The following is an 11,592-nucleotide window of genomic DNA, read 5'->3' on the forward strand; positions in this document are numbered from 1 at the left end:
GCCGAGATGACAAAGCCTGTCAACTTTTAAACTGTGACAGTTAAAAGATGCAAGAATTGTTCAATTCTGCGTCGAACGATAAGCTCATGCGGCGAAGATGACTTTCCCGCGCCGCCTTAATGCCGTTTAGCGTTCATCGTCGGGCAGGTAGGCAATCGCCCGTACCGGAAAGCCCGGCGTACCGGCGAAATTAGGAAAGCTGACCTGAAGATACTCCCCAACCGCAGGCACCTGATCCAGATTGTTCATCACCTCGACCTGCCAGGCATCGCGATCGAGCACATAGAATTCGCCAATCAGCCCATTGTTGCGACGAAAATCGAAGGCGGCGTCGGTATGCAGCGTTTCATGGCCGACGGCAGCAATCTGGCGCTGTTCAAACAAAAAGCGCAATGCCTCGATGGACCAGCCCGGCGTGTGGCTATTGCCTTCGGCATCGTTGTTAGCAAAGGCCTGCCCATCCGGCTAACGCTTGCTCCAACCGCTGGCGAATGCCACAAAGCAACCCGATGGGATCTGACCGTATTGTTGTTCAAAATCCACAATGTCCTGCACGCCGAGACGGTAGTCTGCATCCTGAGCCACCGCATCGTGCTTGTGGATCACGCGCAACGGCAACAGCAACTCCTTGTTGGCAAGCCCCTCCAGACAGCGTTTGCCCAGCGAAAAATGCGCAGGGGCATCAATGTGCGTACCCGTCTGGGCCACAAAGGTGAGCTCCTGGGCAAAAAAACCATCCTGCTCAACCGTATACAGCGTGTTGCGCTGCACGCTGGGAAACGCACTAAAGATCGGGATAGATTCGGTTACGCTATGCTTCAGGTCTACCCATTTCTTGCCACGCAGCGCCGTGATTATATCGTCTAACGTCATCCCGGTTGCTCTCCTTTTCCATGTGTTGATGCCTGTGTTATACCGTCTCCAACCGTGCATAGGCGGCGACCAGCCACTTGATACCCTGTCCCTGAAAAGCGACCTGCAAACGGCAATGCTCACCGCTACCTTCCAGATTGATGATGGTCCCTTCACCAAATTTCTCGTGGCGCACCCGCTGGCCCAAGGCATAGCCGCTATCACTTTGGCTCACCGGTGTCCCCAAGCGCTGGTGGTTGACCGGGCGAGACACGCTGGCACGCAGTCGCACTTCCTCCACGCACTCAACAGGCAGTTCACCAACAAAACGCGATGGGCGATGATAGGTTTCCTTGCCGTACAACCGCCGACTTTCGGCATAGGTCAGGGTGAGTTTCTGCATGGCGCGCGTCACGCCGACATAGGCCAGACGGCGCTCTTCTTCAAGACGTCCGCCCTCATCCAGCGACATTTGGCTTGGGAACATGCCCTCTTCCATGCCAACGATAAATACCTGAGGAAACTCCAGTCCTTTAGCGGAGTGCAGCGTCATCAGTTGCACCGCATCCTGATAAGCATCGGCTTGCCCTTCACCCGCTTCCAGCGCCGCGTGAGAGAGAAACGCCTGCAACGGCATCAGGTGCATATCCTCTTCCTGATAACTGAACTGGCGCGTCGCCGTCACCAGTTCCTCCAGGTTTTCAACCCGCGCTTGCCCTTTCTCGCCGTTTTCCTGCTCGTACATCTGCCACAAGCCGGAATCTTTGATAGCGCGGTCGGTTTGCACGTGCAGCGGCAGATCGGCCGTTTCATAAGCCAGTGCTTCCACCAACTCGATGAAGCGCTGCAACGCAGAAGCAGCACGCCCTGCCAGCGCTTTTTCCTGCAACAGCACGCGACTGGATTGCCACAGCGTCACCTGCCGATCGCGCGCGGTCTGACGTACCACGTCCAAGGTGCGATCGCCGATACCGCGCGTTGGGGTATTCACCACGCGCTCGAACGCCGCATCATCATTGCGGTTGGCAATCAGGCGCAAATAGGCAAGCGCGTCTTTGATTTCCTGACGCTCGAAGAAGCGCATGCCGCCATAAATCCGGTACGGCATGCTCTGTTGCAGCAAGGCCTCTTCCAGCACGCGCGATTGGGCGTTGCTGCGATACAGGATAGCGTTTTCCTTGAGTGCACCGCCATTTTCCTGCCACACCTTGATGCGATTCACCACAAAACGGGCTTCATCCAACTCGTTAAACGCGCAGTACAGGGAGATGGGGTCCCCCTGCACATCATCCGTCCACAGGCTTTTACCCAACCGCCCGCCGTTATGCGCAATCAGCGCATTGGCTGCGGTAAGAATATTGCCGGTGGAGCGATAGTTCTGCTCCAGACGAATGGTTTCGGCTTTGGGGAAGTCATTTAAAAACAGCTGGATGTTTTCCACCTGCGCCCCGCGCCAGCCATAAATTGACTGATCGTCATCACCGACGATCATCACGCTAGCGCTGTCTCCCGCCAGCATGCGGATCCAGGCGTACTGAATACGGTTGGTATCCTGAAATTCGTCCACCAGAATATTGGTAAAGCGCTCGCGGTAGTGACTGAGAATATGGTGTTTGTTCAACCACAGTTCGTGGGCGCGCAGCAGCAGTTCGGCAAAATCGACCAGTCCGGCGCGATCGCACGCTTCCTGATAGGCCTGATACACCTTGAGCCAGGTCTTCTCAACGGGATTGCCATAGCTTTCGATATGCTGTGGGCGTAGCCCTTCGTCTTTCTTACCGTTGATGTACCACATCGCCTGGCGCGCAGGCCACTGTTTCTCATCCAGATTCAGCGCCCGAATCAGGCGCTTGAGCAAACGCAGTTGATCTTCACTGTCCAGAATCTGAAAATCCTGCGGCAAACCGGCATCAAGATGGTGCGCACGCAGCAGACGGTGCGCCAGACCATGGAAAGTGCCAATCCACATGCCACCCTGACTGGTGCCGATCAAATGCTCGATGCGGTGGCGCATCTCCGCCGCCGCCTTATTGGTGAACGTCACCGCCATGATGGAATAAGGCGAACACTGCTCAACGGACGTCAACCAGGCGATACGGTGCACCAGCACCCGCGTTTTGCCGCTTCCGGCGCCCGCCAGTACCAGAAGATTTCCGCGCGGCGCGGCAACCACATCGCGCTGTTTATTGTTCAGGCTATCAAGAAGTTCAGAAACGTCCATCGGTACAGTTATCCGTTAACAGACAAGCAGTAACCCCAGGGGCACTTACTTCACTGGTGATTTATACAGCTAAATTAGCAGAATTATAGCAGCGTTGTGAGCAATGCCAACCGTGAAATTTCCACATGCGGCAATAACCGTGCATCGTCAATCTTCATCAGATTACCCGCATGCAGGTTAATCCAGCACGCTTGCAAGCCATTACGCACCGCGCCTGCCACGTCGGTGGTCAAGTCGTCACCCACATGCAGAATCTGCCCCGGAGCCACGCCCAGCGCCTGCGCCGCCCGATGATACATATCACCAAATGGTTTGGCCCGACCGTCCGGCCCCGCGCGCAAGATAAACCGAAAGTAGCGATCCAGCCCGAAGCGGCTGGGATCGGCATTGCCATTGGTGATAGCCACCAGCGGCCAGCGCTGGGACAAGGCGTGCAACGTCTCATGGGTTTCTTGCGTCGGGGTAATCTGGCTGCGCCAGTGGGCAAAGTGCGCCATCGCTTGCACCGCACCGTGGCTGGCCGTCGCCGCATCAAGCCCCGCCTCACGCAGCAGTTGCTCTACCGCCCGCCGACGCCACTCCGTGACATCATGGTATATCTCGGGCTCTTGCTCACGCAGCGCTTCACGAATACGCTGCAAATCGCTTGACTGCACTGCGCCCAGCGCCGGGTGAAAGGCTTGCAGAAAACGCACCGATTCCAGCTGTGTGCGTTGAATCACTTCACGGTTATCGTACAGCGTATCGTCTAAATCAAACGTCATGGCGGCTATCGGTGCCAGTGGACGGTAAAAATGGATCATGTCTTCCCTCGTTTGGCACGCGGGTGTGCGGCATCGTACACCGTCGCCAAATGCTGAAAATCCAAATGGGTATAAATTTGCGTGGTAGAAAGATTGGCATGCCCCAGCAGCTCCTGCACCGCGCGCAGGTCACCGCTCGATTCCAGCATATGGGTGGCAAAAGAGTGACGTAGCTTATGCGGATGGACGTGGCTGTTCAGCCCCTGCTTGATACCCCATTCGGCAAAACGCTTTTGCACGTTGCGCATCGAAATACGCTTGCCCTGCCGGGTAATGAAGATGGCATCATCTTCCGGGCCAAACAGCTCACGCCGTTCAAGCCAATCACGCAGCCAATGCACGGCGGTGCGTCCCAGAGGCAGCTTGCGCTCTTTGCTGCCCTTACCCACGACCCACACTTCGCCGCCGTCCAAATCGACGTGACGACACTCCATGCCGACCAATTCTGCCAAACGCAAACCGGCGCCGTACATCACTTCCAGCATGGCGCGATCGCGCACCGCAAGCGGATCGTTAAGATCGATCTCCAGCAGGCGATTTATTTCATCCACATCCATGTTTTTCGGCAAATGCCGACCCACTTTGGGCGCAGAAATGCCGCGTGCCGGGTTGGCGGTTAACGCCCCTTGCGCGACTTGCCAATCAAGAAAACTGCGTAGTGCCGAAAGACGCAGCGCCAGACTTGCCGCTTGCAACCCGCCGCGTTTGCTGCGCGCGGCTACCGAGCGCACGCCCGCAGCATCCAGCGAACGCCATTCGGTGATACCCATTTCATCCAACATGGCGGCAATGGCACCCAGTTGGCGGCAGTAATTTTCCTGCGTCAGCGGGCTGAGTTGACGTTCCGCTTTAAAATAACGTAAAAACGCAACGACCGAGGTCAACAGTGGCGAAGGCAGCGCGGGGTCGCTCATACCCGTTCAACCCAGCGCGCCAGCATATCCGGCAGCAGGTTGGCCAAGTGTTGCAGCAGCACGGTGCCCATGCCGTCTTGATAGTGGTGGCTGTCACGACTGCTGAAAATCACCACGCCCAGCGCGTCGTGTTTTCCCAGAAGCGACAGCGCCACAGAACCCACCTGCCGCGCCTGCGGCAGCAGTAACAGCAATTCGGGCCCGTTCAGGCTACCCAGATAGTGGTTACTGTCACGCAGACGTTGTATGCGCAGCGGTTCAAACAACGAACGCGACAGCGCCAAATGCGTAAAACGCGAAGGTGCGCTGATGCGCCATTTGTCACTGAACAGGCGGATATCCGCGCCAACCAACCCTTGTTGGCGCGCCCAGTGCTGTAGGCGTTCAAGCAAGTCATGCAGGCCGGTAGCCGCAGACAAATCGGTCTGTAACGCCAGCAGACGACGGAACAACACTTCGTTGCCACGCGCCTGCTCCATCAGCAAGGTGATCTCTTCTTCCAACTGCGCGATGTGGTGCCGTTGACGCGCTAACTGCCACTCAACCAGCGAGACAGTTCCCCGCACCGGGTGCGGAATGTGCATTTGCTCAACCTGCCGAGCATTGCGGATAAAGAAATCAGGGTTCTGTTGCAGGAACTGCAAAATCAGTTCGTCACTCAGTGCGTTCTGGAGTTCTGCCTGTTCCTCGACCTGCTTCATAAATGAATAAATCCATCATAGACATGGGTGGCAGGACCGGTCATATAAAGCGGATGCCCGACCCCTTTCCAATGGATATCCAGATCGCCCCCCGGTAACGAGACGCGAACCTCATCCGCCAATAGTCCTTGCTGAATGCCCACCGCCACGGCAGCACAGGCACCGCTGCCACAGGCCTGCGTTTCACCCGCGCCGCGCTCGTATACCCGAAGGCCTATGTGGCTACGATCGACAATCTGCATAAACCCGACGTTGACGCGCTCAGGAAAACGCTCGTGGCTTTCCAGCACCGGGCCAAGGGTGTCCACATTGGCGGTATCAACATCGTCAACCTGAATCACACAGTGGGGGTTGCCCATTGAGACCACGCCGCACAGCACTGTATGATAGTTGGCGCGCAGGATATAGGTTTTCTCCGCTTTGGCGGCCCGAAACGGCACGCGCTGCGGTTCAAAATCCGGCTCGCCCATGTTCACCCGCACCAGTTCATCATCCGTGACGCTGAGCACCATGCGCCCGGTATGGGTACTCACCGCAATCTCGCGCTTGTTGGTCAGCCCTTTGATTCGCACGAAACGGGCAAAACAGCGCGCGCCGTTACCGCACTGGGCCACTTCACTGCCATCCGCATTGAAAATGCGGTAGTGAAAATCCAGCTCAGGATCGTAGGGTGGCTCAACCACCAGCAGTTGATCAAACCCCACCCCGCGATGGCGATCCGACAAACGGCGGATCAACTCCGGCGAGAAATAGACATTTTGTGTAACGGCATCGACAACCATAAAATCATTGCCCAAACCGTGCATTTTAGCGAACTGCATTATACTGACTCCGCTCATGTAACCGGGCGCGGTAATTGCTATCGTGACCTGTTATCCGTGATTAAAAGGCAACCGTGCCGGTTACGGACGCATCGACGGCTTTTGATGCGTATTTTTCTGTGAGTCTGGAACGTTGGTCGGCTCACCGTTCGGCATATACAGCGGCCTTTTCAGCCCGCAACCCACCAATCCCAGCAGCGTCAGCGCCAGAGAAAATGAACGAAATACCTGCTTCATCTCATTAAGACCTGTCAATCATCTATGCATGCTCTCTATAATCGCAGGTGGATCATGAAAAGCAATAGGAATCGAAAATGAACGACAGTGAGTTTCATCAATTAGCGGATGCGTTAATGTTGACGATCGAAGAAGCGTTGGACGACTTCGACGGTGATGCCGATATCGATTACGAAACCAACGGCGGCGTGATGACACTGAGTTTCGAAAATGGCAGCAAGATTGTCATCAACCGTCAGGAACCGCTGCATCAGGTATGGTTGGCGACCAAAGCTGGTGGCTACCACTTTACCTATCAGCCAGACAAGGGTCAGCACCAACAGTGGATCTGCGATCGCAGCGGCGAAGCCTTTTTTGCGCTGTTGTCACAGGCATGCAGTGCACAGGCCGGAGAGGCCGTTTCTTTCGGTTAAAGCGGGAAAACGCTCTGTTGTCACCAAGGACAACCAGAGCGTTACAGCATGTGCAGCCGCTGTTTGATCGCGGGCGAGGCGCTTTCTTTGCCCGGCGATATGTTCAAATGAGATAGCGTCGTGCTGCGAAAAGATATCACCTGCGCCCGTCCATCCAACTGCACAATCTTGTAGAACTGCGGCAGGTTGAAATTGATAAAGCTGGAGCCGTAGGTAAAGCGGTCATGGGACGAGGAATAAAAACGGCTCACGTCACGCACCAACTCTTCCTTGCTGCCTTCACAGTGGTGATAAACCTCAACGCGGTTCGACTCATCCAGAATAAAGATATTAAACCCTTGCTCTTCCGGCAGATCTTCAAAGAAGAACTGAATGATCCCTTCACTCGCCACGCCGTCAATGACCGCTGGCAAATGGATATGGTTGGTCTCCACCTGCGTGGGCAACCCTTGCAGTTTGTTGTTGGAAATCGCGCCATAGAACTCCACCGCGTTTTCCAGCTTCTGCACCGATACGCTCAGGCGTTCGAAGAACAGACCCCAGGTCTGCCCTGCCACTTTTACCGCTTTGAAGCGGCCCGGCTCTTGTCGGGTGCTGGACAGGCGCAGCTCAATGCACTCGGACACCAACTGCTGCACGCGCGTACGGATCAAACCGCGCAAATGCTGGCTGTAGCAGAACACTTCCAGCGATTCCGGCAGCGCCGCATCCTGATGCATTTTACCCAAAATGGTTTTCAGCGCTTCCAGCACTGACTGTTCGCCGTTGAAATGCAGGGTTCGTACTTCATTCCACGAGTTGCGGTACAGCAGGTCAATGCTGCCCACCAGACACTGCTGCTGCTCGCCGAAACTGAACACGTCCAGATGGCGGAAATCAAAATGCACCACCTGATTGCGGAATGCCGCCGTTGGATCGTGTTCCAGATTGACGATAATCGCCAGATGCCGAATTTCGCACGGGCTGTACAGCTCCTTCGGCGTGGGTGCCGGTAAACGCAGCGGGAAGTGGCAAGAGACGTCATCCACCAACTCACGCAGACGGGCAATATCGATCTGCTCGCTGCCTTTGATGTGCAAACGCGTGTTCGGCGTCAGCAGTCCATTGAAGTAGGCCCACGCCACCAGCTTGTTCAGGTAGCGGTTATATTCCAGCGGCTGATGGCTGATGATGGCATCCATAGACGGTGCCTGATTGTACAGATACCAACCAGAGCGGTTGGCGCGGCCCGCTGGAACGTAGATAAAGGTCAGATCCGCTTCGGACAGGTCCGGCGAAATCTGTGGATTGAGCAGCGTCACTTTCCCCGGCAGCGCTTCAAAGGCGGCATACAGCTTACGCGTCAGTACGCCGATATCCTGCGGGCTGGCGCTCACGCTCAGGTTGTTGCGTCGCGCAAAGCGGATCAGGTTACGATAGGTTTGCATCATCGCATCGAGCAATTCATTGTGCGCTTCACGCACGCGCTCGATTTTCCAGTTGGCGCGATTATCCAGCATAGCAAGGTGTTCGCTGCTCCAGCCCCACTCTTGCACCAGTTGGCTTAGGATCTGGCGACGCCAGCCAACGCAAGCTTTTTCGCGCGACAGTTTTTCGCAGACTTTGAGATAAAAACAACGCCGCGCCAGATCGAGGCGCGTCGGGTCTTCAATTTGCGTGAGGTAATCGGTTACCCGATCCAGCATCATACAATAAGGGTCGAGCCCAAACGCGACGATCTCCCCTTTGTGCAGCCGGGCTTTGATATCCATCGACAGCAAGCGCGTGTCAGGGTATTGCCAAGAGTAGGCTTCGAGCAGCAGGGTTTTCAATACCGCTTTGTACGGGGAATCGATACTTTTATACAGTTGCCACAGACTGGCACCGAAATACTCTTCCGCCGAGAGCGAACTCAATCCGCCCAGATCCAGCCACTCGTTAGGCGCAAGCGCACCCTGCGCGTAAAGCGACAGGACGTATTCGTCGTAATGCTCTTCTTCTTCAACCGGCACCATATGCCACAGCAGGCGTTTACCGGACATGCGCACAGCGGTGCGATAAAATTCGTCCAGCAACAGGATATGCTGCGTCGAACCGCAATCTTCGCCGCCCAGGCTGCCACTTTCATTGTGGCGAAAACGGTTCTCGTCAATCAGGAAGAAGCTGACATCCACCCCTTGTGCCGCCGCCCATTGTTCCAGCAGGTTACATTTCTGCTGTAAACGCTGGTGCTCTTCGTGGTCTAGCCAGGATTGGTGGCACACCCATATATCCAAATCGGAAGAGCAGCTCTGGCCGATGGATGAGGTGCTGCCCATGGAGTAAACGCCGGTAATTGGCAGTTCACCCTGCGAATTGATGGCGGGGATCTCCCCCCAGCGCAGTTCAATGCTGTCAATGTAGCGCTGTTGGTTTTCATCAGGCGTAAAGGTACACACACCGTGCGGAACCTTACCTTCAAGGTAGCCCGGCATGAGCGGATGATGGTGGTGCAATAATACGGGCAGAAGGCGATAAACCTGCTGAAAAGCGGGTTTCATTGCTTCCAGAGCGCGGTCAACTCGCAGTTGGTTGATCGCGTCCAGTCTCTGCTTCAAAGTCTCGATGTAGAAGTACAAGACGGTCCGCCTGATTATCCCAGTGCCTAGAAAAAACCCCGTGTTCCAAACTCATCAGCAATAGAATTAGAGGAGTGACTTATAAGATAGTGCTGGAAACGTGATCAATTTAACACCTTGCTCATTGAGCGTAAAGAAACTAAAGAAAGTTAGCCACGATTAGCTTACTTTCTCTTATTGCCCCTTGCTCTCTGGCATGATTACGCCGCGATCCTCCCACCTCATGGTGAAAACACGCACCTTCCCGTCGCTATCCAGCACCTTCAGCGCCAGAACGCTGACACTTGAGCGTCTCAGTGATACGATGGCGCTAAATGATAAAAACGGTATTAAGCATGGTAGACAACACCCTTAGAATTGCCACCCGACAAAGCCCGCTTGCTCTGTGGCAAGCGCGTTATGTGCAACAACAGTTGCAGCATTACTTCCCCACGTTGCAGGTTGAACTGGTTCCCATGGTGACGCGCGGCGACATCATTCTGGACACACCGCTGGCGAAAGTGGGCGGTAAAGGGCTGTTTGTTAAAGAACTGGAACGCGCTTTGCTCGAAGGCAGTGCGGATATCGCAGTGCACTCGATGAAAGATGTGCCGGTATCTTTCCCCGACGGCCTGGGCCTGTATACCATTTGTGAACGTGACGATCCGCGCGATGCCTTTGTGTCGAACCAGTATGCCAGTGTGGCCGATCTCCCGTTCGAAAGCTGCGTCGGCACCTCCAGCCTGCGCCGCCAGTGCCAATTGCGCGCTCGCCGACCCGATCTGATTATCCGAGATTTGCGCGGTAACGTTGGAACGCGTCTGAGCAAGTTGGACAACGGCGACTATGACGCCATTATTTTGGCCGTCGCCGGGCTGTCACGTCTGAATCTGTCAGAACGCATTCGCACGCCGCTCACCCCGGAAGAGTCGCTGCCCGCCGTGGGTCAGGGCGCGATTGGTATCGAATGCCGGGAAAATGACGCCCGCGTGCACGCACTGCTGGCACCGCTCAACCATGAACAGACCGCCTGCCGGGTTCTTGCTGAACGCGCTATGAATCTTCGCCTCGACGGTGGCTGCCAAGTCCCGATCGGCAGCTATGCTGAACTCAATGCGGGACAACTCTGGCTAAGAGCCTTGGTTGGTGCACCGAATGGCAGCAAGATGATTCGCGGTGAACGCATCGGCCCCGCCAGCGAGGCGGAGCGCATGGGCATCGATCTGGCTGAAGAGCTGTTAGCCAACGGCGCAGACGCTATTCTGCACGCCGTTTATCAGGGCGCAGGCTCATCATGACCACTCTGGTGACCCGCCCGTCACCCGCGGGAGAGGCCCTGGTGGAACGGCTGTGCAAGCTCGGCCACGCGGCTTGCCACAGCCCGCTTATCGATTTTTCCCCCGGCAGTGAATTGCCTTCCCTGCCAGCACGGCTGGCGGCGCTGCGCGAAGGCGATATGCTGTTCGCGCTTTCGCAGCACGCCGTGCGCTATGCCGCCGCCGCACTCACGCAAGCGGGTCTATCCTGGCCCGTCATCCCGCGCTATTACGCCATCGGACGCACCACCGCCCTGGCGCTGCATCAGGCGACCTCTCGCGCCGTTGCCTATCCTCCTGAGCGGGAAACCAGCGAAATGCTGCTGCAACTGCCAGAATTACAAAATATTAGTGGCAAAAACGCGCTATTATTACGGGGGAATGGCGGCAGAGAGCTGCTGGCAACAACGCTCGCAGAGCGCGGCGCACAGGTCAGTTATTGTGAATGTTATCAGCGCAGTCCAGTATATTATGATGGGCCGGAACAGAGCCGACATTGGCAACAACTCGGTATCGATCGTCTGGTGATCACCAGCGGCGATATGCTGCATCAGCTGTATGCGCTGGTGCCACATTATTATCGCGAATCCTGGCTGCTTCACTGCCAGGTTATCGTTGTTAGCGAACGGTTGGCGCTAGAGGCGCGCCAGCTTGGCTGGCGTGACGTGCTTATCGCGGACAATGCCGATAACGACGCGCTTGTGCGTCTGCTATCGTGACTGCACGGCCAACCGTACA

Annotated in this window: 10 protein-coding genes and 1 pseudogene; 3 read left to right on the forward strand and 8 right to left on the reverse strand. The window is 56.0% G+C overall.

The window, feature by feature from the left end; all coding sequences use genetic code 11:
• Positions 1-126 precede the first annotated feature (126 nt).
• The 7 genes and pseudogenes from ACQGXV_RS17205 to lptM all read right to left on the reverse strand — a co-directional run bounded on the left by ACQGXV_RS17205 (position 127) and on the right by lptM (position 6,549).
• Positions 127-873 (reverse strand): annotated as a pseudogene (locus tag ACQGXV_RS17205) (cyclase family protein).
• A gap of 37 nt (positions 874-910) precedes the next feature.
• Positions 911-3,073, reverse strand: coding sequence for a DNA helicase II (gene uvrD, locus ACQGXV_RS17210; protein WP_440867023.1), 2,163 nt, complete (start codon positions 3,071-3,073; stop codon positions 911-913).
• A gap of 83 nt (positions 3,074-3,156) precedes the next feature.
• Complete coding sequence (yigB, locus tag ACQGXV_RS17215; protein ID WP_440867477.1) at positions 3,157-3,873, reverse strand: 5-amino-6-(5-phospho-D-ribitylamino)uracil phosphatase YigB; 717 nt, start codon at positions 3,871-3,873, stop codon at positions 3,157-3,159.
• Positions 3,873-4,790: a tyrosine recombinase XerC gene (gene xerC, locus ACQGXV_RS17220; protein WP_440867024.1), complete on the reverse strand. Its 918-nt coding sequence runs from the start codon at positions 4,788-4,790 to the stop codon at positions 3,873-3,875. Before xerC ends, yigB begins: the two co-directional genes overlap by 1 nt.
• A complete protein-coding gene (locus ACQGXV_RS17225; protein ID WP_440867025.1) occupies positions 4,787-5,491 on the reverse strand; it encodes a DUF484 domain-containing protein in 705 nt (234 codons plus the stop codon). Before ACQGXV_RS17225 ends, xerC begins: the two co-directional genes overlap by 4 nt.
• Positions 5,488-6,312: a diaminopimelate epimerase gene (gene dapF / locus ACQGXV_RS17230; RefSeq protein WP_440867026.1), complete on the reverse strand. Its 825-nt coding sequence runs from the start codon at positions 6,310-6,312 to the stop codon at positions 5,488-5,490. Before dapF ends, ACQGXV_RS17225 begins: the two co-directional genes overlap by 4 nt.
• 81 nt (positions 6,313-6,393) lie before the next feature.
• Positions 6,394-6,549 (reverse strand): LPS translocon maturation chaperone LptM, encoded by a 156-nt coding sequence (gene lptM, locus ACQGXV_RS17235; RefSeq protein WP_440867027.1) that lies wholly within the window; start codon positions 6,547-6,549, stop codon positions 6,394-6,396.
• 77 nt (positions 6,550-6,626) lie between these two features.
• Between lptM and cyaY the strand changes: the two genes are divergently transcribed.
• Positions 6,627-6,962, forward strand: a complete 336-nt coding sequence (cyaY, locus tag ACQGXV_RS17240; RefSeq protein WP_222158865.1) for an iron donor protein CyaY — start codon at positions 6,627-6,629, stop codon at positions 6,960-6,962.
• 41 nt (positions 6,963-7,003) lie between these two features.
• Here cyaY and ACQGXV_RS17245 read toward each other — a convergent pair whose 3' ends face one another.
• A complete protein-coding gene (locus tag ACQGXV_RS17245; protein WP_440867028.1) occupies positions 7,004-9,559 on the reverse strand; it encodes a class I adenylate cyclase in 2,556 nt (851 codons plus the stop codon).
• A gap of 335 nt (positions 9,560-9,894) precedes the next feature.
• Here ACQGXV_RS17245 and hemC point away from each other — a divergent pair, with 335 nt between their 5' ends.
• Together hemC and hemD are read left to right on the forward strand one after the other, a co-directional pair.
• Entirely contained in the window at positions 9,895-10,836 is a 942-nt protein-coding gene (gene hemC, locus ACQGXV_RS17250; RefSeq protein ID WP_440867478.1) for a hydroxymethylbilane synthase, read from the forward strand.
• Positions 10,833-11,573: a uroporphyrinogen-III synthase gene (gene hemD, locus ACQGXV_RS17255; protein WP_440867029.1), complete on the forward strand. Its 741-nt coding sequence runs from the start codon at positions 10,833-10,835 to the stop codon at positions 11,571-11,573. The genes hemC and hemD overlap by 4 nt, the downstream gene beginning before the upstream one ends.
• Positions 11,574-11,592: the final 19 nt, after the last annotated feature.

It is taken from the genome of Symbiopectobacterium purcellii (assembly GCF_052050035.1).
GTDB lineage: Bacteria > Pseudomonadota > Gammaproteobacteria > Enterobacterales > Enterobacteriaceae > Symbiopectobacterium > Symbiopectobacterium purcellii_A.

Excerpts from the sequence above, each read along its gene's own strand:
- uvrD (WP_440867023.1), bottom strand. The coding sequence starts at position 3,073 with ATGGACGTTTCTGAACTTCTTGATAGCCTGAACAATAAACAGCGCGAT.
- xerC (WP_440867024.1), bottom strand. The coding sequence starts at position 4,790 with ATGAGCGACCCCGCGCTGCCTTCGCCACTGTTGACCTCGGTCGTTGCG.
- ACQGXV_RS17225 (WP_440867025.1), bottom strand. The coding sequence starts at position 5,491 with ATGAAGCAGGTCGAGGAACAGGCAGAACTCCAGAACGCACTGAGTGAC.
- dapF (WP_440867026.1), bottom strand. The coding sequence starts at position 6,312 with ATGCAGTTCGCTAAAATGCACGGTTTGGGCAATGATTTTATGGTTGTC.
- lptM (WP_440867027.1), bottom strand. The coding sequence starts at position 6,549 with ATGAAGCAGGTATTTCGTTCATTTTCTCTGGCGCTGACGCTGCTGGGA.
- cyaY (WP_222158865.1), top strand. The coding sequence starts at position 6,627 with ATGAACGACAGTGAGTTTCATCAATTAGCGGATGCGTTAATGTTGACG.
- hemC (WP_440867478.1), top strand. The coding sequence starts at position 9,895 with ATGGTAGACAACACCCTTAGAATTGCCACCCGACAAAGCCCGCTTGCT.
- hemD (WP_440867029.1), top strand. The coding sequence starts at position 10,833 with ATGACCACTCTGGTGACCCGCCCGTCACCCGCGGGAGAGGCCCTGGTG.